Origin of the sequence: Ruminococcus sp. 1001136sp1_2201st1_G3_2201SCRN_220225, from assembly GCF_040924365.1 — a bacterium.
Classification (GTDB): domain Bacteria; phylum Bacillota; class Clostridia; order Lachnospirales; family Lachnospiraceae; genus Blautia_A; species Blautia_A faecis.
In genome coordinates this window covers 13,592-38,345 of the sequence record NZ_JBCOME010000014.1, presented here as the reverse complement: position 1 = coordinate 38,345, position 24,754 = coordinate 13,592, and the positions used below count along the sequence as shown (strand labels likewise).

At 41.4% G+C, this 24,754-nt stretch carries 21 protein-coding genes and 7 tRNA genes; 24 read left to right on the top strand and 4 right to left on the bottom strand.

Translation table 11 applies throughout. The annotated features are described in order from the left end of the window. Positions 1-54 precede the first annotated feature (54 nt). The 7 genes from AB5642_RS06640 to AB5642_RS06610 all read left to right on the top strand — a co-directional run bounded on the left by AB5642_RS06640 (position 55) and on the right by AB5642_RS06610 (position 6,867). Positions 55-525 carry a hypothetical protein gene (locus tag AB5642_RS06640; protein ID WP_173719178.1) on the top strand — a complete coding sequence of 157 codons (471 nt, stop codon included), beginning with the start codon at positions 55-57 and terminating at the stop codon, positions 523-525. Positions 526-668: 143 nt separating this feature from the next. Next, the gene (locus AB5642_RS06635; protein WP_173719179.1) at positions 669-1,571 is read left to right on the top strand and encodes a zinc ribbon domain-containing protein; all 903 of its coding nucleotides are present in this window, start codon (positions 669-671) and stop codon (positions 1,569-1,571) included. 3 nt (positions 1,572-1,574) lie between these two features. Further along, positions 1,575-2,282 carry a hypothetical protein gene (locus tag AB5642_RS06630; protein WP_173719180.1) on the top strand — a complete coding sequence of 236 codons (708 nt, stop codon included), beginning with the start codon at positions 1,575-1,577 and terminating at the stop codon, positions 2,280-2,282. Positions 2,283-2,319: 37 nt separating this feature from the next. Continuing rightward, on the top strand, positions 2,320-4,086 hold the full coding sequence (locus AB5642_RS06625; RefSeq protein WP_173719181.1) for a hypothetical protein: 1,767 nt from the start codon (positions 2,320-2,322) through the stop codon (positions 4,084-4,086). A gap of 15 nt (positions 4,087-4,101) precedes the next feature. Further along, a complete protein-coding gene (locus tag AB5642_RS06620; RefSeq protein ID WP_173719182.1) occupies positions 4,102-5,208 on the top strand; it encodes a hypothetical protein in 1,107 nt (368 codons plus the stop codon). A gap of 109 nt (positions 5,209-5,317) precedes the next feature. Further along, positions 5,318-5,656, top strand: a complete 339-nt coding sequence (locus AB5642_RS06615) for a hypothetical protein (protein WP_368371503.1) — start codon at positions 5,318-5,320, stop codon at positions 5,654-5,656. A gap of 56 nt (positions 5,657-5,712) precedes the next feature. Further along, positions 5,713-6,867: a site-specific integrase gene (locus AB5642_RS06610; RefSeq protein WP_173771173.1), complete on the top strand. Its 1,155-nt coding sequence runs from the start codon at positions 5,713-5,715 to the stop codon at positions 6,865-6,867. A gap of 54 nt (positions 6,868-6,921) precedes the next feature. On the opposite strand, the gene AB5642_RS06605 is transcribed toward AB5642_RS06610, so the two are convergent. Further along, positions 6,922-7,914, bottom strand: a complete 993-nt coding sequence (locus AB5642_RS06605; RefSeq protein ID WP_173718878.1) for a Fic family protein — start codon at positions 7,912-7,914, stop codon at positions 6,922-6,924. A gap of 524 nt (positions 7,915-8,438) precedes the next feature. On the opposite strand from AB5642_RS06605, the gene AB5642_RS06600 reads away from it, so the two are divergent. Then, the gene (locus tag AB5642_RS06600) at positions 8,439-8,609 is read left to right on the top strand and encodes a hypothetical protein (protein WP_173716171.1); all 171 of its coding nucleotides are present in this window, start codon (positions 8,439-8,441) and stop codon (positions 8,607-8,609) included. A gap of 188 nt (positions 8,610-8,797) precedes the next feature. Here AB5642_RS06600 and AB5642_RS06595 read toward each other — a convergent pair whose 3' ends face one another. Both AB5642_RS06595 and AB5642_RS06590 read right to left on the bottom strand, forming a co-directional pair. Further along, entirely contained in the window at positions 8,798-10,282 is a 1,485-nt protein-coding gene (locus AB5642_RS06595; protein WP_118579823.1) for a tagaturonate reductase, read from the bottom strand. A gap of 109 nt (positions 10,283-10,391) precedes the next feature. After that, positions 10,392-11,873 carry a UxaA family hydrolase gene (locus AB5642_RS06590; protein ID WP_173716170.1) on the bottom strand — a complete coding sequence of 494 codons (1,482 nt, stop codon included), beginning with the start codon at positions 11,871-11,873 and terminating at the stop codon, positions 10,392-10,394. Positions 11,874-12,130: 257 nt separating this feature from the next. On the opposite strand from AB5642_RS06590, the gene uxaC reads away from it, so the two are divergent. From uxaC to ade, 16 genes are all read left to right on the top strand, one after another. Continuing rightward, on the top strand, positions 12,131-13,537 hold the full coding sequence (gene uxaC / locus AB5642_RS06585; RefSeq protein WP_118579817.1) for a glucuronate isomerase: 1,407 nt from the start codon (positions 12,131-12,133) through the stop codon (positions 13,535-13,537). 59 nt (positions 13,538-13,596) lie between these two features. Further along, on the top strand, positions 13,597-14,604 hold the full coding sequence (locus AB5642_RS06580) for a LacI family DNA-binding transcriptional regulator (protein WP_368371502.1): 1,008 nt from the start codon (positions 13,597-13,599) through the stop codon (positions 14,602-14,604). A 127-nt stretch (positions 14,605-14,731) separates the two neighbouring features. Then, the gene (locus AB5642_RS06575) at positions 14,732-15,049 is read left to right on the top strand and encodes a rhodanese-like domain-containing protein (RefSeq protein WP_148461761.1); all 318 of its coding nucleotides are present in this window, start codon (positions 14,732-14,734) and stop codon (positions 15,047-15,049) included. Positions 15,050-15,192: 143 nt separating this feature from the next. Then, positions 15,193-15,735 carry a phosphodiesterase gene (yfcE, locus tag AB5642_RS06570; protein WP_195392066.1) on the top strand — a complete coding sequence of 181 codons (543 nt, stop codon included), beginning with the start codon at positions 15,193-15,195 and terminating at the stop codon, positions 15,733-15,735. A gap of 17 nt (positions 15,736-15,752) precedes the next feature. Next, the gene (locus AB5642_RS06565; protein ID WP_148461759.1) at positions 15,753-16,934 is read left to right on the top strand and encodes a class I SAM-dependent RNA methyltransferase; all 1,182 of its coding nucleotides are present in this window, start codon (positions 15,753-15,755) and stop codon (positions 16,932-16,934) included. Next, on the top strand, positions 16,931-17,521 hold the full coding sequence (locus tag AB5642_RS06560) for an XTP/dITP diphosphatase (protein WP_118579802.1): 591 nt from the start codon (positions 16,931-16,933) through the stop codon (positions 17,519-17,521). Before AB5642_RS06565 ends, AB5642_RS06560 begins: the two co-directional genes overlap by 4 nt. Beyond that, the gene (locus AB5642_RS06555) at positions 17,518-17,997 is read left to right on the top strand and encodes a metallophosphoesterase (protein ID WP_148461758.1); all 480 of its coding nucleotides are present in this window, start codon (positions 17,518-17,520) and stop codon (positions 17,995-17,997) included. The genes AB5642_RS06560 and AB5642_RS06555 overlap by 4 nt, the downstream gene beginning before the upstream one ends. Before the next feature lie 287 nt (positions 17,998-18,284). After that, positions 18,285-18,359: transfer RNA gene (locus AB5642_RS06550), tRNA-Pro, on the top strand. Positions 18,360-18,392: 33 nt separating this feature from the next. After that, positions 18,393-18,463 (top strand) — tRNA-Gly (locus AB5642_RS06545). A gap of 20 nt (positions 18,464-18,483) precedes the next feature. Then, positions 18,484-18,557, top strand: a tRNA-Arg gene (locus tag AB5642_RS06540). 5 nt (positions 18,558-18,562) lie between these two features. Then, positions 18,563-18,636 (top strand) — tRNA-His (locus tag AB5642_RS06535). A 9-nt stretch (positions 18,637-18,645) separates the two neighbouring features. Beyond that, a tRNA-Gln gene (locus tag AB5642_RS06530) sits at positions 18,646-18,717 on the top strand. 8 nt (positions 18,718-18,725) lie between these two features. Continuing rightward, a tRNA-Lys gene (locus AB5642_RS06525) sits at positions 18,726-18,798 on the top strand. A 62-nt stretch (positions 18,799-18,860) separates the two neighbouring features. Beyond that, a tRNA-Leu gene (locus AB5642_RS06520) sits at positions 18,861-18,941 on the top strand. A 301-nt stretch (positions 18,942-19,242) separates the two neighbouring features. Beyond that, positions 19,243-20,001, top strand: a complete 759-nt coding sequence (locus tag AB5642_RS06515) for an RNA polymerase sigma factor region1.1 domain-containing protein (RefSeq protein WP_195392065.1) — start codon at positions 19,243-19,245, stop codon at positions 19,999-20,001. A 253-nt stretch (positions 20,002-20,254) separates the two neighbouring features. Then, a complete protein-coding gene (gene ade, locus AB5642_RS06510; RefSeq protein ID WP_148461756.1) occupies positions 20,255-21,952 on the top strand; it encodes an adenine deaminase in 1,698 nt (565 codons plus the stop codon). Positions 21,953-22,104: 152 nt separating this feature from the next. Here the strand turns inward: ade and AB5642_RS06505 are convergent, their stop codons facing one another. Further along, the gene (locus AB5642_RS06505) at positions 22,105-24,750 is read right to left on the bottom strand and encodes an ABC transporter permease (RefSeq protein ID WP_368371501.1); all 2,646 of its coding nucleotides are present in this window, start codon (positions 24,748-24,750) and stop codon (positions 22,105-22,107) included. Positions 24,751-24,754 lie beyond the last annotated feature (4 nt).

Below are 24,754 nucleotides of genomic sequence, written 5' to 3'. Positions count from 1 at the left end.
AAAAAAAGCTGTTATAATAGTAAGTACATAAGAGAAAAGAAGGGGGACTGCTTTATGTCAATTGGAATTGCAGCAACAATAGGAATGATCGCAACAGTAGCAGCAATCGTGCTGTTATATGTGAAGGTATTGCCAAAGAAATATGATGGCAAACTGGACAACAAATATTTACAGTGGTTACATAATTATTTTAATTTTAAGAGGTTGTATATAGAGGACATCTTAAAGTTCTTATTTGTAGTGGGAACAGTTATGTGCGTATGTTTTGGATTTTTTATGATGTTCTCAGTTACTGAAACGTATTTCGGGGATCAGAGTAACTTTACAACTGGATTGGTACTTTTAATCGTTGGACCAATAACAATGCGCTTCATTTTTGAATTACAGATGATGGGCGTCATGCTGGTTCGTAATGTTATGGATATCAATAAAAAAATGAATAAATCATTATCAGAAAATGAGGATTCAATTAGAAAGGAAGATTCTATCAATCCGGTTAATTCACAGCCAAAGATTAAAGAATAATAAGGAAAAGACATTGAACTATAGAAAAAAAGCTATATTCAATGTCTTTTTTTATTGAGATTAAACAAAATATATTGTAAAATAATACGTATAAACGTATAAAAATAACGATAAAAACAAATGCTAGGAAAGGGTGGGAGAATATGTATTGTGAAAATTGTGGTAAGTTAATTGAGGAAGGTAATAAGTTCTGTCCATATTGTGGAACCAAGTTGGTAGGAACAGAAGAAAAAGTTGAGGAAGAGATTTCGCATGAAATACGAACTGACGAAATACCCGAACAGGAAATACCCAAAAGAAGTACCATGCAAGATAATATGGAAGAAAAACAGGTAAATCAGAGAGAAAGCACAGAAGAAAAGACTGTGCAGAAAAATAGTGGAAACCCAAAGGGGGCAGTTATTGAAAATCCAGGTGTTCCTAAAAAGCAATCTCATTTGATAAGAAATGTTGTTATTGCTGTAGCTGCATTATGTGTTGTTGGTTATGCTGTTTCCAGAAGTCAGAATAAAAATAAGCTCAGTCAGGAAAAGATTGATATAATCACCGAGCTCAAGGAAAATGCACCATTGCAATCTGAATATTTTGAGCAGTGGGATGGCACAATATATAGTTTTTGCAACGGAGACAAATGGAAAATTAAATATTCGGATGAAAATGTTTCGGTACGAATTACAGAGCCAGAAATACAAGAATGTCTTTCAGGCTGGTTTGATACGGATAATCTCGGAAATGATGGAACATTTGCATATATTTTTAATAAAAATCAGATAAATATATATCTTGACGTCGATACTTCGGAAGGCAATATATCTATTTTAATGTATGATGTTGGAAAGGATGAATATACTCTTATGTCTGATGGAGATACATATTACATATCAGATGAGTTGAAAGATTATCTGAATACATATGGACTAAGTGAAATTTTGTTAGACGATGTGGATAAATTCAGAACTGATATATCGTCTATGGATTTAACTGTTCAAGATATATTGAAATTGGATAACACAGATATTGAAAAATATTTGGCAAAGGATAAGTAAAATATGAAGTATTGTGAAAAATGTAATAAATATTATTCTGAAGATAAACGCTATTGTTCTGAATGTGGGTGCATATTGATTAATAAGGATAAATCGCAAAATAGTAGTAAAGCAGGGAATGTGCATTGCGATATTGAAAATTTAGAGATACCACCATATGAACATTTTCTAATGCAATTTTTGATTCCTACTGTAATTGGGCTAAGTATTGCAGAACTAATTTTTACATGGCAAATGCTTGCAACTGGTATTCCGAAGATATTGGATGGATTCTGGGGAAGTTTTGTATTTTATGTTGTTATATGTGCAGGGCTAACGAAAGCTCGAGAATGGCTTATAGAAAAATACGCTGGGAACACTGAAATGCGAACATTTGGTATTAGTAGAACAATTTTGAGCGATTTAGAGAATGCATTAAGCTGGCTGTATCCGGTTGTTGAAATTTTATGTGGGATTCTTTGTTTAAGATATGCAGGAGAAGTTCTTGAACTTTTCGAGGGGGCTCCAGATTGGACGAGTGTCGAGTTTTATGTAGACTTTTTGTTGGTTTGCTTACGTTGGGCGTATAAAGTGAAAGATTGGGTGATGATACCTAAGGGAGTGGAATTACTATGGAATATTTCAACTGTACATAGAAAATTTGATAAGGATATAAAGATTGGGGGTGTATGGAAGAAGATTAAGGAGCGAATACTTAATTGTTTGCCATAAAAAAATGATGTAAATGGTTGAAAAATGGAGGGAATAAATGAAAAGATTTCTTATATGGGGAATAAAGTGGACTTGTCTTAGTCTGTGTGGTTTTGCGTTATGTGGAAATATGGCATATGTAGCTGTTAGTGCTAATAGTTTGGCTTATGATGAGGATAGCTCAAGTGATGAATCGTATACGAATAGTAACGATTATACAGAAAACAGTTTTGCAGAATCAGATACCAGTGTGAAAAATTTTGCAGAATCAAATGATAATGATGATGAAAGTTATTCAGAACCCAATGATTATGAACAGCCAGATGAAATACAGGAGGCACAGGACAATGAACCAGAAACAGGATTAAAGGCTATACAGGGATTTGGGAAAAAATCTGAAGAGAATATAGCGGAGAAAATCTCTAATCCTTACGGTGTATACTATACAACACCTAAATGCGAGGATATGGATGATTACTGGGGAGAAAAACATCACGACAGCATTATATTTGTAATATCAAAATCTTTGGATAACAAGGAAAATTATGCGATTATTGATATTACAGCAGCTATAAATGATAGCTTAGACGATACGATACAAGTAAAATATAATTCAGAAAAAGAAAGATGGGAAGGCAAAGGCAATATTTTGTTGGAATACGATTCTGCTTTAGGTAAGTATGTTTTTACGAACGACAAAATTAGAGTTTGCTTAGAAGAAATTACATCAGAAAGTGCTGCTTTGTATGACAGCTCGCACCAACAATATAGCTATCAAGATCCTATGCTTGAAGGAGCCTTTGTGTCAGAAGTTGGGATGAATAATGGTTTGACGGTGTATATATACAACTTATATAATACGAAATACTATTGCGTCATGTTAGAAACGAAAGATGGGACAACCACCGTAATTGGAGAAAAACAGACACTTGGCGAATATATTTATAATGATTTCACGATTAATATAGATGGTACGGAGTATTATATTGATGGAGTAGATTTAGATGAAAATAGAATTGCAACTGCCATTCGCGTATATTCGTTGTTAGGTGAAGATGAAAATGAATATTATCTAAAACGTTCAGAAGATTATTTTGATGGAGCATTGAATCAAGATATATATTCTGGTACATATAGTATTAAAGATCTTAATGCTACTATAAATTTGAAATATGATAAAGAAAGCGAATTATTTTCTTATGATATATCTGTAAATGGAACAAGCATTGATACAAGTTCTTCAACTGCAATTTGTACTGGGAATCTTGGATATAGAATAGTGTCAGCTGATTTTATAATGGATTATTCGGATTACATATTGAATGGTTCTGATATACAAATTAAAATTCCAAGTATTAGTTCGGAAACATATTCATGTGTACTTGAATCATCAGGAAATACTGTGAATTATCGTGCAGCATTCCAGTATATACTTGAAGATGCATATAAACATTATGGAGAGTCTTGCAAATATACTCTGTTTGATCTTGACAATGATGGTGTAAAAGAGCTGATTCTTTCAGAAGGTACATGTAATGCAGATTGGATTAATGATGTATATTGTGTGAATGACTATGGGTTGGGACTTGGAATTGGATCATTTGCCAGACCGGTTGTGTTATACGAAGCTCCGGATGGCAATGGAATTTATGCAGTCTGGGGAAATCAAGGCTTAGAAGAGGTTACACGAATCACAAAGAATGGTTCAGAGCTAGAGGAAGAATTGATTTTATCGGACAGCATAAATTATGATGAGAATTATATCACATATCCGAATGAAATAATGACCGCGTATGCAAATGATTATTCGTTGTTAGAAGGATGACAAAGGAGGGGGCTTATGAGAAAAAAAGCAATAGAAACAGTATCGGGTATATGTTTACTGATTTCTGGGATGTTTATTCCGATGAAAAATGTAGAGGCGTTTGATACTTATACTGCTAGTCTGGCAGAATCGGAAAGTGATACTTCTGATGATTGGTATAATGAAACAAAGAAGAGACTATTAGGAGATATTAGAGACCCATATGGTTTTTATTATACTATACCATCGTGTGAAGAGTCAGAACTATATTATGGTTCGGGACTGGGAGATACGCTTTATATTTGCATATATCCAGGAGAAAGCGATAGCATTTTTGTTTCTATGCAGAGTTTACTTGGGGATGATTTATATGCGTCAAATGAACATCCTGTAGAATTGTATTTTGATTCGGATGGGGAAAAATGGGTAGATGATAATGGAGCTTTTTTAGCATTTGATGAAAATAGTAGTAGGTTTATTTATTCAGATTCCAGTATACAAATTTGCCTGGAGAAGTTTTCTGTTAGTTCTGCTTGGGAGGGACCAACTCATTTATGGGGAGATATACATCCAGAGGGAGAATATATTGCGGATGATGGGACAACGATAACTGTTATTGATTTATACAATAGGTTTTATGATATTATTTTGAGTGATGATATTATACTTATGGCAGAAATGGACTTTGAAACTGATGATACATATGATATATATCAAAGTGGAAGAACAAAAGTTCTTGAAATGACTTGCTCGGATGTAACTGATGATACAGTTGATACACTGACGTTTACAGATCCCGATACAGGAGATTATCAGATTTTCCATAAAAACTCATCGGCATATGATATATATTTAAGGGCAGCTGATTTTTCAGGGAAATATAAAATTACAGGTGGATTAGCTGGAGATGATTCATATATAACTATGGAGTATGATCCGGATGGTCGCTACTATACTTACAAATTTATATGGCAAGGCAAGGAATTAGTTGAACTTGGTACTGCATTTCCAAGTAATGTATCTCAAATTCAGTCAGAAACATTCTGTATGAGCTTAGCTCCGTATATTAATGGAGAGGAAGAGTACATTGAAACATTTATTCCAAGATTTGGAGACTATTTTTATTTATATCCTGAAGAGTGACAGTATTTAATTATTGGATTTTAAGCATATGTTGTAAAGGTATATGTTATCAGGTCAGAGAAGTGTATACTTTTTTGTCTAAAAACTTTTATACAAGGAGGATGCTATTATGTCAAGGAAAAAAAGATTGTTTGTATTATTAATCTCTGTTATTTTGTGTTTTGCTATGGCTGTACCGGTAAGTGCTGGAACAACTTACAACCAGCGTAAGAAAGCTTCTCAGAAACTGTTTAATGCTATTTACTATGGTAAATATACTATTAATGAGATTTCAGCTACTCCGGTATGTGTAAACCGGAAGGAATTTATGAAAATTCTGGGCTGTGGACAGTACACCGCTGACAAGATCGCACGCCAGTCTGGGGCGCGGGTTGAAATTGGAAGGCGGGTACTGATTTATATGCCAAAGGTTAATCAGTATCTTTCAGATGTAACAAACTTAAAGTGATGTCTATGGTGCTCTCCAGTAAATGCTGGAGGGCACTTGAAAACTGGAGGGATAATATGAGCACAGATTCTAAAGAAAAAAAGCTACCCAAGGGTATAAGGCGTAGAAAAAGTGGACTATATGAAGCTCGTTTTACCTATAAAGGAGAATTATATACTTTATACAATACAAATCTCAAATTGCTTCAGAGTGAAATTGCTGAAAAAAGATATGAAGTTGAGCATGGGCTTTATGCGAAAGAAAGCAATGTGACTGTAGATTCCTGGTTTTATACATGGATGGAAGAGTATAAAAAGAACAGTGTAAAATACGGAACTTACAAGGTATATCTGGATGAATATAAATCACATATCAAAGAACCCTTTGGCAGAAAGCACTTGAAAGATATCAGAGGAGAACACATACAGAAGTTGTTTAATGATATGGCACGTCGTTATAGTTCCACGACCATTAACTTGGTGAAGGTTATATTGAGTGGGATGTATACACAGGCTGTACGCAATGGAATGGTACTGCGAAATCCTGTTAAGAACACTTCTGTTAAGAAAGAAAAGAAGAAAAAGAAGATACGAGTAATGTCGATAGAAGAACAGAATTTGTTTATGAGATATTCGAAGAACAGTCAGTTCTATGATCTTTATATGGTAGCCCTTGGAACGGGAATGCGTAACGGAGAACTGCGTGCGTTGCAATGGGCAGACATAGATTTTGATAATAAAATTATACATGTGAATGGGACTTTGAAGTACATAGCGAAGGCTAAAGTAAAATATATGATTGATGAGCCAAAGTCTGAAACAAGCAAAAGGGACATTCCAATGCTTGACAATCTGGTGACCGTACTGCGAGAGCACAGGAAGCGCCAGCTCGCGACAAGAATGCTTCTGGGTGATAAATGGAGACCAGAGCCAGGTTTTGAAAATCTGGTGTTTACAGGCAGTTTTGGAAGGTGCATTTCTGAGAATGCATTGTATCAGGACATGAAAAAAATCATAGTTCAAATCAGGGAGGACGGACACACGTTTGGAGAGCATACACCCCATTCGCTTCGTCATACATTTGCAACACGCGGTTTTGAGAGGGGAATCCCGCCAAAGGTCATGCAGGAAATTCTGGGGCATAAGTCAATCACGATGACTTTGGATATCTATTCTCATGTACTTCCGGACAAGAAGGCTGAGGAAATTAACAAGTTAGCAGCGATGTTTTAGCAAGGGGGAGCAAAGTCCCCCCTTGAATTTTTCTGCCAGAAAGTCTGCTTGGGTTCAAAGCTTAATATATTTCTGACTTCTGCTCCTGGGCTTATCCGGGATAGTCATGCGGATCAGATCAAGCTTAATGGCAGGATGTAAATAATTTTTTCGGAAAGTTTCTTTTGATTTCAAATCTAGTTTTTTCATTAGTGCGTTGCTGGTATAAGGAATGTCATACTCCATTACAGAAAGTAGTTTCTGAACATAATCTGAGAGCAGATGGTTTTCTTCATTGATTTGGGCCGGGATGTCATCCAGGATTTTATCAATCTGTGACAGCATAAATTCAATAAAGCCAGTGGAAGAGCCTGCCCTATGGCATTGGGCGATTGCGTCATAATATTCAGTCTGGAATTTCTCAATCTGGCTTTCGATAGGAATATATTCAAATATAGGCTTCCATTTTGCGAGAATAGCGGTGTGCCATAGCCTTGCCATTCTGCCATTTCCATCAGAAAATGGATGGATAAAAACAAATTCATAGTGGAACACGCTGGCAAGAATCAAAGGATGGATCGTGTTTCTGGATTTATTCATCCAGTTAAAAAGATCACTCATTAATTCTGGAACAAAGTGTGCGGGTGGAGCCATGAAAATACACTGGTCACCATTAAAAACGCCTTCTTCCCCATGTCTGAAGTCCCCAGATTCATTTACAAGATATCTGGTCATTATGCCGTGAAATGTTTTTAAATCTTTGATACTGTAAGGGTCGATTTCTGACAGGCATTCATAAGCTTCGTATGCGTTTTTTACTTCCTGTATTTCTGTTTGTTTTCCAAGAACTGTTTTTCCCCCTATTACATCCCGGACTTGTCCTAAAGAAAGGGAGTTGGCTTCAATTTTCAGAGATGAGTGGATGGATTTAATGCGGTTGTTTCGTCTAAGGTGCGGCTTGGATTCAAGGCTGCTGGTAGCTGTAATGCGTCCGATTTTTTCTGAAATAGAGGACACATATGTTAGTATTTTGTTGGTAATGGTAAAAGGTGGTGCGTAATCTCCCATAAAATACCTCCGTGTATAATGATTAACTTGCTTATTAACTTGCGTATTTTCTTGCTTAATTATACATGGGAAGAAAGAAAAAAACAATTTCTGTTTTTGAAGAATTTGAGTGAGGGTGGTTAAAAGCTGCCCTCATTTTTGCGTCGGAGGAAACTGATTTGGGTACTTGAAATGCAATCTTGGGTATATTTTGGGTACGGGGAGTAAATGTTACAGAAATATTACGAGAATGGTGAACCCCAAAACCCCGCAAACCCTTATAAATCCAAAGAGAAACACCCGGTAGGGGAGCTACCGGGTGTTTCGAGGGGAGTATAAATAATTAAATAAGGGGTTATGTAAAAAAATTTTTGAAGGGTAAATTCTTTTACAAAGCCAATTATAATATAAATTGGAAAAAAAAGCAATATCATTTTGATGAATATTCTTTCTGCAATTGGTTACAATACACAAAGTAATTTGAAAACAGCTGCTGGGTGCGGAACAGAACGCGAACAGCGGCATTCAACAGGAGGAATACTCAAATGGCAAAAAATTATGAGTCTGAAAACAAGAACAGCAAAAATTCAACAAACAGATCTTATGAAAATGAGATGAATTCTCAGGATTGCAAGAATTCTTACTCAAAAAACAGCAGCAAAAACAAGAGTCGTAATTCTTACGAGTCTGGGGAAGATACTACTTCCAGATATTAAAATATTTTAAGAAAGGGCGCAGGGTCTGTTGACTCTGCGCCCATGTTGGGAGGTTTAATGTATGCCGGAGGTTTTTGATGAGCAATGCGGAAGAAAATCCAGAGCCTTTTTCAGACACGCTCTAACGTTGCACGCGTCCTGCACCGTCGCTTTCAATCATGGAAAGAACTTATGATTCAGTAATATATTTAAGCCAGTGCTTTCATTACTTCATACGCACCATTTTCACGGATCTGAGTTAAGTAATTGCATACAGCTGCTTCAAATCCGGAAATCTGTGTCAGATCTTCGCCCCAGAAGGAAGTATTGGTGCAGACTGCATGAACAAGATCCGCTGCGGAATCATCTTTATGTGCAAGGTAGAATTCGAGAACTGCTTTGTCATCTTTTACAGTGTATTCATTAGCTGCTCTTTTGGCTGTAAGTCCGTCTTCGCTCATAGCATATCCGTTATAGAATGCAATGTAGAAGGCGAAAGAAGCTGTGATGCATGCAGGAAGTGTACCTTTGCGTTCAACATATTTTTTGAGTGACGGCATAACACGTGCTTTCCATTTGGATGTAGAGTTCAGAGAAATGGAAAGAAGAGCGTGATCGATAAATGGGTTTTTGAAACGTTCTGTAACAGCAGCGGCAAAATCTTTGAGCTCTGCTTTTGGAAGGTCCAGAGTAGGGATGATCTCATCATAAATAGTTTTGTTCATAAATCCACAGATCACATCGTCGTTCATGCAGTCTCTGACAATATCCTGTCCTGCAAGGTAAGCACCCAGTACAAAGGAGGTATGAGCACCATTTAAGATACGTACTTTTCTCTGCTTGTATGGTTTGTGATTGTCTGTGATCAGGATTGGAAGGTTCGCTTTGTCAACCGGGAATTCGTCTTTGATTGACTGAGGTCCTTCGATTACCCAGAAGCCGAAGATTTCACCTGTGTCGATCAGGTTATCTTTATAGCCAAGTTCTTCACAGATTGCAGCAGCTTCATTTCTTGGATAACCTGTTACAATACGGTCTACAAGTGTAGAGCAGAAGATGTTTTCAGCTTTGATCCAGTTGATAAAGTCTTCACCAAGATTCCACTGTTCAGCATATTTTAATACACATTTTTCAAGCTCTTTTCCATTATCATCGATCAGCTCACAGGAAAGAATGATAAATCCTTTGCCGGCTTCCTGACCGAATTTCTGGAAACGGCGATACATAAATTGAGTAAGTTTTCCAGGATAGCTGCCAGCCGGAACATCAGTAAACTGACAGGAAGAATCATAAGTAATTCCGGCTTCTGTTGTATTACATGCGATAAAACGGAGGTCCGGGTTATCTGCACATGCGAGAACTGCTTCAAAATCCTTATATGGATTGAGACAACGGCTTACACAGGAGATAACACGCTTTTTATTTATTTTTTTGCCATCCTGGAATCCACGGAGAAATAAGGTATAAAGACCCTCTTGTTCGTTGAACCTGTCATCGAGATCTGGAGCGATTGGCTGGCACAGAACAACTTTGGAGTTGAATCCGGCTTTTTCGTTTAACTCATCTATAAAATAATCTACAAATGCACGGAGGAAGTTTCCTTCACCAAACTGAAGTACACGTTCCGGCGCTGATTCAAGAAGGTATCCATCATAGCCCTGTTCTTTTAAAACAGCATAAGATAATTTTTTCATTTTCATTTTTCCTCATATATAATGATATGAGTGTTAAAAGGTCTTTTGACACTCATTTGATATCCGGATTGCTACGCAGCTACGCTGCTTCCGCAATTCGATTTATGTTTTATAAAGTAACGCCCTGTTTGAAGATTGCCATATCATGGAAACCTGCTTCTTCGGATTTTGATTTCTTTCCGGATGCAATCTCAAGGACAAAATCCAGAAGATTTTCTGAAAGCTCATCAAGAGGAGTATCATTTACCATGACTCCACAGTTGAAATCAATCCAGTTCTGCTTCTTTTTTGCAAGCTGGTTATTTGTGGAGATTTTTACTGTAGGTACAGGACTTGCAAATGGTGTTCCGCGTCCGGTGGTAAAAAGTACAATGTGTGCACCGGATGCAGCAAGGGCAGTAGAGGCGACAAGATCATTGCCAGGTGCACTCAGCAGGTTTAATCCTTTTTCCTTTACAGGTTCTCCATAAGAAAGAACTCCCATGACAGGTGCACTTCCGGATTTTTGCGTACATCCGAGAGATTTATCTTCCAGACTGGAAATACCGCCTTTTTTGTTTCCAGGAGAAGGATTTTCATAAATGGTCTGGTTGTGACTTTTAAAATAGTTTTTGAAATCGTTGACAAGGGCAACTGTCTGGTTGAACAGATCTTCTGTCTCGCAGCGGTTCATAAGTAATTCCTCAGCACCGAACATTTCAGGAACTTCTGTAAGAATTGTAGATCCTCCCATAGAAATCAGTTTGTCAGAAAATGCACCAACAGTAGGGTTTGCCGTGATTCCGGACAAACCATCAGAGCCGCCGCATTTCATACCGATTATCAGTTCAGATGCACGGATTGGTTCACGTTTAAATGAGGATGCATAGGAAATCAGTTCTTTGACAGTTTCAATACCATCACGGATCTCGTCTTCGCATTCCTGGGCAACGAGAAAACGTACACGCTCAGGATCATAGTCCCCAATAAATTTCTTTAATTCATCGATGTTGCTGTTTTCGCAGCCAAGTCCAAGAACCAGAACACCGCCTGCATTAGGATGGTTCACTAAATCAGCAAGAATCTGACGTGTGTTATTCTGATCATCACCCATCTGGGAACATCCGTAAGGATGTGGAAAAGCACAGACACCATCAATCTGGTCTGTCATGTACTTCTGTGTGGCTCGTTCAATAGCAGATGCCACATTGTTAACGCAGCCTACTGTAGGAATGATCCAGATTTCATTGCGTACACCAACACCACCGTTTTTTCTGCGATAGCCCTGGAAGAACTTTGGCTCCCGGTGTGGAAGCTCTGTGATAGTTTTGTTATATGTATAAGTAAGAAGATCTCCCAGCCCTGTTTTTAAATTGTGAGTATGAATCCAGGAACCTGCAGGAATTTCTGCGGTTGCACGTCCAATGGGATTACCATATTTAATAATGGAATCACCAGGCTTGAGACTTTTTAATGCAAACTTGTGTCCCTGCATGATTTCTTCTGTAAGAGTGAGTGTGGAGTTATCAAGTTTGATCACAGTGCCTTTCGCCAGAGGCTGAAGCGCAACGGCTACATTATCTGAAGGATTAATTTTAATAAAAGATTTCAAGAAATCAACAACCTCCTTTATGTGAAAATAATGTATGTAAGAGCTTACATACAAATTACATCAACAAAACGGGAACGTCAATAGGAAATGGAAAAAAAGCTGAAAATGGTAAAAATACACAATGTGTAGTGCGAAAATTTGTCTGTTCTGCAAATACTTCGTGAATTGAAAATGATACTTATTTGTCGTATACTGTAAATAAAATGTAAGACCTTACATTTTGTTGAAACGGATAGAAAGGAGAGGAGAATTATTTTATGAAAGCATTTATGGACAAAGATTTTTTACTTTCAACAGAAACTTCAAAAAAGTTATTTCATGAGTATGCAGAGACAATGCCAATTGTAGATTACCATTGCCATATCAATCCCCAGGAAATTGCAGAGGATCGTAAGTTTGAGAATATTACCCAGGTGTGGCTTGGTGGCGATCATTATAAATGGCGTCAGATGAGATCAAATGGAGTAGATGAGTACTACATTACAGGTGGTGCCAGTGATCGTGAAAAATTCCAGAAATGGGCAGAAACTCTTGGGAAAGCAATCGGAAATCCGCTCTATCACTGGAGCCATCTGGAATTGCAGAGATATTTCGGATATACAGGATATCTGAACGGAGATACAGCTGAAGAAGTGTGGAACCTGTGCAACAAAAAGCTTCAGGAAGATGATATGTCTGTAAGAAACATTATCCGCAAGTCCAATGTAAAATTAATCTGCACAACAGATGATCCGGTAGATGATCTGAAATGGCATAAAGTTCTTGCAGAGGATGACAGCTTTGAGGTGAAAGTGCTTCCTGCATGGCGTCCGGACAAGGCAATGAATCTGGAAAAACCGGAATATCCGGAATACATGAAAAAGCTTTCACAGGTCAGTGGCGTTGAAATTGCTGATTTCGCAGATCTGAAAGAAGCCCTTCTTAAGAGAATGGAATTCTTTGCACAGATGGGATGCAGCGTATCTGACCATGCACTGGAATATGTTATGTATGCGCCTGCAGCAGAAGAAAAAGTAAATGAGATCTTTAAAAAGAGACTGAATGGCGAAAGCATTTCAAGAGAAGAAGAAATGATCTTCAAGACAGCTTTTATGCAGTTTGTTGGAAAAGAATATCAGAAAAAGAACTGGGTAATGCAGATCCATTATGGATGCAAGAGAGACAACAATGCATTTATGTATGAGCAGCTCGGACCGGATACCGGATATGACTGCATCAATAACTATGCGCCAAGTGCTCAGACAGCAGATTTCCTGAATTCTCTGATCGCATCAAATGAACTTCCAAAGACAATCCTGTACTCCCTGAATCCCAATGACAATGAAGCAATTGGAACAATCCTTGGCTGCTTCCAGGGAACAGAGGCAGCAGGTAAAATTCAGCAGGGAAGTGCATGGTGGTTCAACGATCACAAAACAGGTATGATCGCACAGATGACATCACTTGCAAATCTGGGACTGCTTGCAAACTTTGTTGGCATGCTTACTGATTCAAGAAGCTTTTTGTCCTATACCAGACATGAGTATTTCCGCAGAATTCTTTGCGAGCTTATTGGCGGATGGGTGGAAAATGGAGAATATCCGGCTGATTATAAGACTTTAAAGGAAATCGTGTGTGGAATTTCATACAATAATGCAGTAGACTATTTTGGGTTTGACCTGTAAAATGATTGATATCAGAAAGCTTATTTTCTATTATTACCAGAACGAACAGGAGAACGATAGTGAATATATATGATATTGCAAAGCTGGCAAATGTTTCCATCGCAACAGTATCCAGAGTGGTCAATAACAGTCCGAAAGTCAGCCCGAAGACAAAAGAAAAGGTTCTTGCGGTTATGAAAGAAAATGAATACACGCCGAATGCGTTTGCCAGAGGCCTTGGTCTTGGGTCGATGAAAACAGTAGGAATCATCTGTCCAAATATTGACGATATCTATATGGCAAAAGCAGTATCTTATCTGGAGCAAAATCTTCATGCTCATGGATATGACTGTATTCTTGGCTGCAGCAGATTTAAACAGGAAGAAAAGGAGGATTATGTCAGACTCCTTTTGTCTAAGAAAATAGACACGCTGATACTGGTTGGTTCTACATATGCAGGAAATGGTAAAGATGAATCTGACACAGATTATATTCGGGAGGCAGCGGAACAGGTTTCCATATTTATGATTAACGCAAAGGTTTCAGGCGATAATATTTACTGCACCTATGCGGATGATTTTCAGGCTACTTATGAAGTGACGAAAGCCTTTATTCGGAGAGGAAAAGAGAAAATTCTTTTTATGTATGATTCAGAATCCTACAGTGCCAGGCAGAAAATGGCGGGATACGAAGCTGCATTGCAGGATGCCGGATATCCCATTCGTGGAAATCTGAAATTCAAGACCAAAAATGACATTGAATATACGCGGGATATGCTGCTTGAATACAACCGGATCCTCGATTTCGACAGCGTCCTTGCAACGGAGGATGGAATTGCAATCGGAGCAGTAAAGTATGCAAAGATTAAGGGACTGGCGATTCCTGAGGAACTGGCGGTCGTCGGATATAATAACTCAATTCTTGCAATCAGCAGTGATCCTGAGCTTACATCGGTGGACAGTAAGCTGGGGGTAATGTGCAAAAAGACAGTGGAACGGATGATAGACCTTCTTGAGAGAGAAATACAAATTGAAAAGAATGTGTGTGTTCCATGCGAAATAGTCCGCAGATGTACAACGGATTTCTGATCTTATTTCATATTTAACTGAATCAAGTAAGTCCCCTGCGGAGGTTGCGAAAAGCAATACTTAAAAAAGGTGCATTTTGGCACCTTTTTTGTATTTGCGGATATACTGATAAAAAAGGGGATTTTCCATGTTTCCTGTAGAGCCGATTTCCGGAAAAATGCTGGATTATTATGTTGGACGGAAAGATTCCTTTCTTATAGATTTAAGAAATCCGAAAGAGTACCATACCGGACATATAAAGGGAGCGGTAAATGTGCCATATGAGGAATTTGAAGAAATGCAGACATATGATTTTCCAAAAGGGAAAATACTGGTGCTGTATTGCGACCGGGGCGGGGCAAGTCTTCAGGCGGCCAGGATTCTGGCGCGAAATGGATATAAGACAAAAACGGTGATCGGGGGAATGAAGGAGTACAGAGGGAGAAATCTGATATGCGATATATGAGAAAAAATTCAAAAGAGTACTATCTTGTAATTTCCATCAAGGCATGATAATGTAAAGAAGAAAAATGTCCTTTTCATGAGGTTATGTAAACCGAAAAGGAGAGAGACAATTCGAACACTAAAAACAGAGGAGAAACCAAGTTTATGAAATATATGTTTGCTTCTGACATCCATGGTTCTGCTTACTATTGCAGGAAAATGCTGGATGCTTTTGAGAAAGAAGGGGCAGAGCGCCTGGTTCTGCTGGGCGATCTGCTTTATCACGGACCAAGAAATGATCTGCCAAAAGAATATGCACCTAAGCAGGTAATTCCCATGCTGAATGCCATGAAAGACAAAATTTATGCTGTGCGCGGTAACTGTGAGGCAGAAGTGGATCAGATGGTTCTGGAGTTTCCGGTGATGGCAGATTACTGTATTCTGTCAATTGACGGCAAGACACTTTATGCGACGCATGGACATGTTTATAATCAGAATAACCTTCCGCCTTTATGCGAGGGAGATATTCTGATCCATGGTCATACCCATGTGCTGAAAGCAGAGCAGATGGAGGGATACATTCTTTTGAATCCGGGTTCCGTATCCATTCCGAAAGAAGGAAACCCGCCTACCTATGCGATGCTTGAGGACGGTGTTTTTTCCATCATGGATTTTGACGGAAATATTGTAAAAAGCATAGTGCTTTAAGAAGGGAAAAACGGTGAATGAGTACAGAAAGATTTGAACTGATCGCACCCTGCCATTTTGGCCTGGAAGCGGTTTTGAAAAGAGAAATACTGGATCTGGGATATGAGATCAGCAAGGTGGAGGATGGCAAGGTTACTTTCCTGGCAGATGCCCAGGGAATTGCAGATGCCAATGTTTTTCTGCGCACTACAGAGCGTATTCTTCTGAAGATTGCGGAAGTGAAAGCTGAGACATTTGATGAGCTTTTCGAGGCAACGAAAGCTTTGCCATGGGAACGTTACATTCCAGCAGATGGCAAATTCTGGATTGCGAAAGCCAATTCAGTGAAGAGTAAGCTGTTCAGCCCGTCTGATATCCAGTCTATTATGAAAAAAGCCATTGTAGAGCGTCTGAAGGGCGTATACAATGTGTCCTGGTTCCCGGAGGATGGAGCAAGTTTTCCTATCCGTGTGGCGTTTATGAAGGATGTTGCAACTATTGGAATCGATACTTCCGGTGTTTCTCTTCATAAGAGAGGGTATCGTCAGATGACCGTGAAGGCACCTATTACAGAGACTCTTGCCAGCGCATTGATTATGTTAACTCCGTGGAAAAAGGACAGAAGTCTTGTGGATCCCTTTTGCGGAAGCGGTACTTTTCCAATCGAGGCAGCTATGATGGCTGCAGATATTGCACCGGGTATGAACCGTTCTTTCCTTGCCGAGGACTGGAAGCAGGTTGTGCCGAGAAGATGCTGGTATGAGGCTGTAGAAGAGGCTCAGGACAGAGTAAATCTGAAAATCGAGACAGATATTCAGGGCTATGACATAGATGCTGAGGCACTGAAGGCAGCCAGGGCAAATGCAAAAATGGCAGGGGTAGAAAGCCTGATCCATTTTCAGCAGCGTCCTGTGAAGGAGCTTCATCACCCGAAGCCTTACGGATTTATTATTACGAATCCACCTTATGGTGAGCGTCTGGAAGAAAAAGCAGCTTTGCCGCAGCTTTACCGCGAGATCGGTGAGAGCTACCGCGGTCTGGATAAGTGGTCAATGTATCTGATCACTTCTTATGACAAAGCTGAGAATGACATTGGACGCAAGGCAGATAAGAACCGTAAAATCTATAACGGAATGTTGAAAACATATTTTTACCAGTTCCTGGGACCAAAGCCTCCAAGACGTGCGGCACAGGAAAAGAAAGAGGGCACTGATAAATGAAGAAGATAATTTTTGCAACAGGAAATGCAGATAAAATGAAAGAAATCCGTAAAATCCTGGCAGATCTGGATGCAGAAGTGGTATCTATGAAAGAAGCCGGGATTCAGGCTGATATTGTGGAAGATGGCAAAACCTTTGAGGAAAACGCAGTGATCAAGGCGACTGCCATCAGCAAGCTTACCAGTGATGGCGAAATTGTACTTGCTGATGACTCTGGACTTGAGATTGATTATCTGAATAAGGAGCCAGGAGTCTATTCTGCGCGTTATATGGGCGAGAATACAGACTATCATATTAAGAATGCAAATTTGATCCAGAGGCTGGATGGCGTGCCGGATGAGCAGCGTACAGCCCGTTTTGTCTGCGCTATTGCAGCTGCCTTTCCAGACGGAAGAGTGGAAACTGTGCGTGGAACCATGGAAGGCCGTATTGGATATGAGGAAAAGGGTGCCAATGGATTTGGGTATGATCCTATCTTTTTCCTGCCGGAATATGGCTGTACATCTGCAGAGCTGTCTATGGAAGAAAAAAATAAAATCAGCCACAGAGGAAAAGCTTTGCAGGCAATAAAGGAAGAATTACGATGAAGGTGCTGGTTGTCAGTGATACTCATGGGAGAGATGAGTCACTGGAGATGGCAGTAGCTTTGGAGCAGCCCTTTGACTATCTGATTCATTGCGGCGACGTGGAGGGCAGGGAATTTTTTATTGAAGCGCTGGCAGAATGTCCCTGTACCATTGTGGCAGGAAATAATGATTTTTTCAGTGATCTTCCAAGAGAGGATGAGATTTTGCTGGAAGGACATAAGATCATGGTGACTCATGGGCACAATTATGGTGTGTCCATGGATCTTTATGGGGTTTCGGAAGAGGCGGCAGCCAGAGGCTGTGAGATTGTTTGCTTTGGACATACCCATAAGCCAGTGGTGGAGAAGAAAAATGGTGTACTGGTGATCAATCCGGGAAGCCTTTCTTTTCCGAGACAGGAAGGCCGCAGACCAAGTTATGCGGTGATGGAGCTGTATAAAGGGGAAGAGCCGGAAATTGAAATTCGGTATTTGTAACTGAAAATACTTGTATGTTTGACTGTGGAAATGAAATGTTTTTTGAAATATTTTTTTGAAAATAGTCGAAAAAGAGAAAAATGCAGGTGGTGGAGGGCCTGAAAACCCGCATTTTTAGCGGGTTTTCGGGAATTACATCTTTTTTCGAAAAAAATATAAAAATTTATAAAAAAGGTGTTGACAAATGGGAGACCATATAATATAATAACTCTTGCCTTGATCGAGAGAAAAGAAATTCTTGAGAGCACAAGGAACGACAACTTCATAGAAATGATGTTGTAAGACATCGGGGTGTGGCTCAGTTTGGCTAGAGCGCCTGGTTTGGGACCAGGAGGCCGCAAGTTCGAATCTTGTCACCCCGACTGCTGTAACAACATTACCGTTTCAGCGTAAATGCGGGTGTAGTTCAATGGTAGAACACTAGCCTTCCAAGCTAGATACGTGGGTTCGATTCCCATCACCCGCTTCTCTGATGAAGAGAGATATGTGTCAGTAGCTCAGCTGGATAGAGCAACGGCCTTCTAAGCCGTGGGTCGGGGGTTCGAATCCCTTCTGACACGCTGTGGTGGGTATAGCGCAGTTGGTTAGCGCGCCAGATTGTGGCTCTGGAGGCCCAGGGTTCGAATCCCTGTATCCACCCTTTGCCTTTGGGCTATCGCCAAGCGGTAAGGCACAGCACTTTGACTGCTGCATTCGCTGGTTCGAATCCAGCTAGCCCAGTCCTATATGGAGCATTAGCTCAGTTGGTAGAGCACTTGACTTTTAATCAAGTTGTCCGGGGTTCGAATCCCCGATGCTTCACTTGCGAATGAGAACCGGAAGCCTTATGATTAGGGCATTCCGGTTTTTTAAATAATATATATGCGGATGTGGCGGAATTGGCAGACGCGCCAGATTTAGGTTCTGGTGTTTACGACGTGCAGGTTCAAGTCCTGTCATCCGCAGGAAATGAGGAATGATCTGGATCGGATTTTCGAGATGAAAATTAGATCTGGGTCATTTTTTTAATTTGTTTGTTGCTGTTCACTGGTAACGTTCCGTGAGGTGTTTTTTGTGAACAAAGTTCACAGAAAACCCGAGAGTTAAGTTTGCGCAGCAAACGCTACTTCTTGTGCTTGTCACAAGAAGGTTCGTCTTTCTGTGCATCGCGAAGCGCGCTACTGTGAACGGAGTGAACAGTAATGCCTTGATTTTACAGGACGGATTTGTTATAGTTTACACAACGAAGAAGCATGGAGGAATAATATGGACGTTATTCAGTTTCAGGAGAAATTAAGGAATATTTGTGAGCTTGGAAAGCAGAATGGAAATATGCTGACGCATGAGCAGATTCGGGAGCATTTTGCAAGTACTGATCTTGAGACCAGTCAGATGTTAAAGGTACTGCAGTATCTGAAACTGCAGGGAATTATGATAGAGGGAGACACTGCCCCGGTGGAGACAGAGGAAGTGGGTGAGACGGAACCGGAGTCAAAAGGAACCAGCACCCCGCTTACTTCAGAGGAAGAAGCATATCTGAAGGATTACCTGGCAGAGGTAAGCAACGGTAAGGAAGTAAGTTCGGAGATGCTTCACACATTGTTTGAGAATCTGGCAGATGGGGATGCCATTGCAGAGGCAGCTCTTACCAGCATTTATCTGCCGGTAGCGGCAAATATGGCCGCAGATATGAACTGTACAGAGATTCAACTTGCAGATTTGATTCAGGAGGCGAATGTGGTGCTGCTTACGGCTCTTTCCGACCCGGAGACAGAACGTAAAGATGATGCTTGGCTACGTCTTCAGCTTCGCAAGGGAATCATCGCTGCCATTGAGGAGCAGACACAGCAGAAATTCCAGGATGATTGTCTGGTAACAAAGGTGGAGAAACTGGAATCGGCAGTGAAGGATCTGACGGACGATGACGGGGAGAACCGTTTTACCATTGATGAGCTGGCGGTTATTCTCGATATGAATGTGGATGAGATCAGGGATATTCTGCGTCTTACAGGAGACGATAAATAATTATGGCAAGTGAAATTCCGGGAAAATTATGGAGATAAGGCTATCCTGTCGGAAATGAAAACAATGCTGCAGAATTGATGGAAACACCGGAGGTGATTTAAAAGTAAAAATCATCTCTGGTGTTTTTTTGTCTTTTCTGGATGTTTTGAAATTTACATTGAAATTTCACTGTACAAGTGTTACTATCATAAATAATAATCAAAATATTTTTGCGTACAATAAATATTATTTGATAAATGAAAGGAGGATATATATGAATTTGGAAAAATATCAGCAGTATTCCAGAATTGCAAGAGGTTTGGAAAAGGCAGACCTGGTATTGAAGGATGCGAGGATTGTGAATGTTTTTACGGAAGAGATCATCCGCGGAGACATTGCCATACAGGATGGGATTATAGCAGGAATTGGAAGCTTCCATGGGAAAGAAGAACGTGATCTGGCCGGCAGATATGTATGTCCGGGATTTATTGACAGCCATCTTCATCTGGAATCTACACTGGTTACACCGGCTGAACTGGTAACAGCTGCCTCCAGGCACGGAACCACTACTTTTATCGTGGATCCCCATGAATCAGCCAATGTGTCCGGTTTGGCAGGAATTGATTATATTCTGGATCAAACCGAAGATGTGAAAGCAAATGTATATGTGATGATGCCATCCTGTGTTCCTGCTACTGCCATTGATGATAATGGATGCACTCTTACTGCTGAAGATATGGTTCCTTACCTTCATAACAGCCGGATTCTTGGACTTGGAGAAGTAATGGACAGCATTTCTGTGGTACAGGGCGAGAAAAGCATGCATGACAAGCTAGAACTGTTTGAGGGCAGAATCCGTGATGGCCACGCTCCGTTTCTGGAAGAGGGAGATCTTCAGGCATATGCCATGGCAGGGATTGCTACGGACCATGAGTGCAGCTTCTTTGATTATGCAATGCGAGAACGGCGGAACGGCCTTACCATTCTCGTAAGGGAAGGCAGTGCTGCCCGAAATCTTGAGGCACTTGTGGGCGGTCTGGTACAGAGACACATGAATGGTGACGGATTCTGCTTTTGCACAGATGACAAGCATATTGAGGATATCCAGCGGGAAGGGCATATTGACCATAACGTGCGAAAAGCTATCCGCCTTGGCATGAATCCGGTGTCCGCTATTAAGATGGCAACCATCAATGCAGCTAATTGTTATGGACTGAAAGACAAGGGGGCAGTGGCACCCGGCAGACAGGCAGATCTTTTGGTTCTTTCGGATCTTGTCAGTGTGACCATAGAAGATGTGTACTTTAAAGGGCAATTGGTAGATAAAAATGCAAAGATTGTTATAAAGCCGTGTGCCCCTGAATTGAAAAATACAGTGCATGTGGCTGAATTTTCCAGAGAGGCATTTCAGCTGGAGTCTGCAGATGGAATCTTTCCGGTGATTCTGGCAGAAGAAGGACAGATTACTACCAGAAAGGGAACTCTGAAAGCAGGGGATGGTCCCTGCAAATTCCAGTCCGATGACGATTATCAGAAGATTGCAGTTGTAGAACGTCATAAGATGACGGGGAAAATCGGCTGTGGCGTGATCGGAGGTTTTGGTATCCGTGGTGGAGCAATTGCGTCCAGTGTATCCCATGATTCCCATAATATTATTGTGATCGGAGATAATGATGAGGACATGGAGCTTGCTGTGCGGGAACTGATGCGTACTCAGGGAGGCTATACGATCGTAGAGAATCATAAAGTATTTGACACTCTTGCCCTTCCTGTAATGGGACTGATGAGTGATAATGGTTTTGAGAAAGACAATGAGACTCTTGGGCGAATGATCCATAAAGCTCATGAAATGGGTGTGAAAGACGGTCATGATCCGTTTATTACGCTGTCCTTTATGGCTTTGCCGGTTATTCCGCAGATCCGAATTACACCAAGAGGCGTTTTTGATGTGGAAGCGTGGAAGTTTTTATAAGATACCAGGATTGCGGGAGTGCAATACACGAGACGGTTGTCTTGTTTTGAACGAAACCCCGAAACCTATTTAAAAACTGTGACGGAATATAAACCCGTAGATTTTCAGCCCTCTGCCTTTTCATTGGCAGAGGGCCGTTTTTTGCTTAACAGTTATTGAGCATCCCTTAATTGCTCTACAACACTGCATTTCGCTGCGTTGTCATACATCATGCAAGGAATCAGCCACCCCAGCAGAAGAAATACCGGAATTGTCAGCAGGACAGGCAGAATGGTGAATCGATACTCAAAGAACCAGAACATACTGCCCAGCATTTTTCCTGCAAGAGGTCCCACCGCCAGCGACAGAATAAAAGCCACCGCTACGGAGGACATTGCGTAAAACAATCCCTCGTAGATCAGCATGGTTTTGAGCTGCCGGTTCGTCATTCCTACAGCCTGAAGCACAGCAAATTCACGGCGGCGGGAAAGAATACCGGTCATCATGGCGTTGAAGAAATTTAAGAGTCCCACCAGCCCAATGATAGCACAGAGGATACCACCTATCAGAAGGAACATCTGCCGGAACTGAGCAAATTCAGAGCGAGCCGTGGCCTTGCTTTCATACATCAAGGGCGAAAACTCACCGGCAGTGAGCTTCGATAGATATTGCTCTGCTTCGGCCTCGTCAGCTTCGTCCGCTGTGTCGAACAGGTAGAGCATCGGAATGGCCGCACCACCGCTGTCCCTCTGTGCGGTGTCCACAGGCAAAACAGCGTTATATCCAATACCACCATAACGATAACCCATGGAATACGGAAGTTCTACCAAGGCGCAGACCGTGTACTCTACATCTCTGGCTCCATACAATTTTGTCTGAAGGTACTCCTCCGGTGTATCTTCGTTGCAGAGTTCCCCTGTGCGGCTGTCAATATATTTCACATCATCCGCATAGGTAGCCGTGATCGTGTCTCCCACCTTTGGGTAGTATTCAAGATTGGGCAGATTGCCGTAATCATCCAAAGAAACCGCAATGGCAATGGCGTTATTGTCCGGCTCCAGCATAGGAGAAATATCTCCGTCGAACACTTGCAGCTTGTCAAACAGACTGTTATCCAGAGCCTCGATCCTGGTATCTCCCATCACCATATTGCCCCGGTGATCCAGCCGGCTCATATGGCTGTCCAACTGCTCGGCGCTTTCGTATCTTGCATAGTCCTGCCGCAGAGCAGCTTCCGTCATCCACAGGTATGCGGGTTTTCGTACAGCATATCCCGTGCCGGAAAGATTGGCCTTTGTGTTTGCTGCGATCTCTTCGATTTGTTCTGGCGTGATGAATTCATCTGCCGGGTTGTAACGGAAATAGTCGGGCGTGCTGACGATAAAATCGGCGCAGGTCATGGAGGACACATATTTCTCCATGCTGAAGCCGCCCACAAAGGCACACAGCGCATTGAACAGTGTCACCGACAGTGCCAGAGACACCACCACCAGCACCGTCTTTTTCTTGTTTCGTCCCAGATTGGCAAAGGCCATCTGATGGAGCTTGGCTCCCCGGGTGCTGCGCTGTTTTTTCTTAGTCTGTATTACATCCGTATATTTGGTAGCCTCCACTGGAGAGACCCTGGCTGCCATTTTTCCGGGCTTGGAGCAGGACAAGAGCACCGTCAACAGGGCAAACAGCATGGAACCAAGGAAGATCACAGGTGAGGTGCTGATGGTGGTGATGCCAACCTCCAACTGGGTGGAGCGCAAGACAACAGGTACCAGAACAGCGCCGATGCCGTAGCCCAGCAGCAGCCCCGCCGGAATGCCGATCAGACAAAGCAGAAGTGCCTGCTGGCGAATGATGCGTTTGAGCTGCCGGGGCGTTGTGCCAATGGTTTTCAGAAGTCCGTAAAACCGGATATCCCCCGCAACAGAGATCTGGAAAATGTTATAGATGATAAGATACCCGGTAAAAATCACCAGCAGCAAAAAAGCCGCTATGGCGAGCACAAGTTCCGGATCAAGCTGCGACTCCAGCTGGGATGAGGTATATCCCCAGTTGACGCCGATTCGGACACTGTTGGGATCGGTATAGCTGTCCCATGTGTAGCCAAGATCGGTGTCCACCTGCTCCATCTGCCCTTGAATGTTTGTGCCGGAAGCCAGCATGACATTCAAATCGGTGCGGAAAGGCTGTAACCCAGTTTTCACTGCCTGCGCTTCGATGTCATCTGCGTAATCACAGCTGATGTTGATGTAGTGAACAGGCATTAGTTCATCATAGTCCCAATAGCCCACCAGCGTAAAGGTGTCCGTTACAGCAAAGGCGATTTGATCTTTGTCCGTGATGGAATAGGAAACCGTGACCTCTGCGCCCAGCTCCGGCGTCACGCCAAGCAGCTGCAATGCTGCCGTATCCATGGCCGCCTCTTTGCCGCTTTCGGGCATCCGCCCGGTAGTGGGGGTGGCATAGCTCCATTTGGTGCAGTCGGCATCCATGTAGCTGATCTCTGCAGGGGTTTTGGAAAAGACACCATCCACCGTGATGCCGATCACCTTCCGTGCCCCAGCAGCCTTCACCTTTGGGTGGGCAGCGATACGTTCCGCCTGCTCGGGGGAAACATCTTTAAAGGTACCGTGTGCATAGCCGCCTACCTGCCGAAACTGGTAGGTTTCATAACTGGCGTTCAACGACAAGACAATGGTGAACATGGACGTAAATAGCAGCGTTGTCAGCGCAATGGCAAAAATGGCGATCAGATTGCGGCGGCGGTTCGCATAAAGAGACTTTAAGCTGAGCTTCCGAATACATTTTCTGTTTTTGACATTCATCGTA

Excerpts from the sequence above, each read along its gene's own strand:
- AB5642_RS06640 (WP_173719178.1), top strand. The coding sequence starts at position 55 with ATGTCAATTGGAATTGCAGCAACAATAGGAATGATCGCAACAGTAGCA.
- AB5642_RS06635 (WP_173719179.1), top strand. The coding sequence starts at position 669 with ATGTATTGTGAAAATTGTGGTAAGTTAATTGAGGAAGGTAATAAGTTC.
- AB5642_RS06630 (WP_173719180.1), top strand. The coding sequence starts at position 1,575 with ATGAAGTATTGTGAAAAATGTAATAAATATTATTCTGAAGATAAACGC.
- AB5642_RS06625 (WP_173719181.1), top strand. The coding sequence starts at position 2,320 with ATGAAAAGATTTCTTATATGGGGAATAAAGTGGACTTGTCTTAGTCTG.
- AB5642_RS06620 (WP_173719182.1), top strand. The coding sequence starts at position 4,102 with ATGAGAAAAAAAGCAATAGAAACAGTATCGGGTATATGTTTACTGATT.
- AB5642_RS06615 (WP_368371503.1), top strand. The coding sequence starts at position 5,318 with ATGTCAAGGAAAAAAAGATTGTTTGTATTATTAATCTCTGTTATTTTG.
- AB5642_RS06610 (WP_173771173.1), top strand. The coding sequence starts at position 5,713 with ATGAGCACAGATTCTAAAGAAAAAAAGCTACCCAAGGGTATAAGGCGT.
- AB5642_RS06605 (WP_173718878.1), bottom strand. The coding sequence starts at position 7,914 with ATGGGAGATTACGCACCACCTTTTACCATTACCAACAAAATACTAACA.
- AB5642_RS06600 (WP_173716171.1), top strand. The coding sequence starts at position 8,439 with ATGGCAAAAAATTATGAGTCTGAAAACAAGAACAGCAAAAATTCAACA.
- AB5642_RS06595 (WP_118579823.1), bottom strand. The coding sequence starts at position 10,282 with ATGAAAAAATTATCTTATGCTGTTTTAAAAGAACAGGGCTATGATGGA.
- uxaC (WP_118579817.1), top strand. The coding sequence starts at position 12,131 with ATGAAAGCATTTATGGACAAAGATTTTTTACTTTCAACAGAAACTTCA.
- AB5642_RS06575 (WP_148461761.1), top strand. The coding sequence starts at position 14,732 with ATGTTTCCTGTAGAGCCGATTTCCGGAAAAATGCTGGATTATTATGTT.
- yfcE (WP_195392066.1), top strand. The coding sequence starts at position 15,193 with ATGAAATATATGTTTGCTTCTGACATCCATGGTTCTGCTTACTATTGC.
- AB5642_RS06565 (WP_148461759.1), top strand. The coding sequence starts at position 15,753 with ATGAGTACAGAAAGATTTGAACTGATCGCACCCTGCCATTTTGGCCTG.
- AB5642_RS06560 (WP_118579802.1), top strand. The coding sequence starts at position 16,931 with ATGAAGAAGATAATTTTTGCAACAGGAAATGCAGATAAAATGAAAGAA.
- AB5642_RS06555 (WP_148461758.1), top strand. The coding sequence starts at position 17,518 with ATGAAGGTGCTGGTTGTCAGTGATACTCATGGGAGAGATGAGTCACTG.
- AB5642_RS06515 (WP_195392065.1), top strand. The coding sequence starts at position 19,243 with ATGGACGTTATTCAGTTTCAGGAGAAATTAAGGAATATTTGTGAGCTT.
- ade (WP_148461756.1), top strand. The coding sequence starts at position 20,255 with ATGAATTTGGAAAAATATCAGCAGTATTCCAGAATTGCAAGAGGTTTG.
- AB5642_RS06505 (WP_368371501.1), bottom strand. The coding sequence starts at position 24,750 with ATGAATGTCAAAAACAGAAAATGTATTCGGAAGCTCAGCTTAAAGTCT.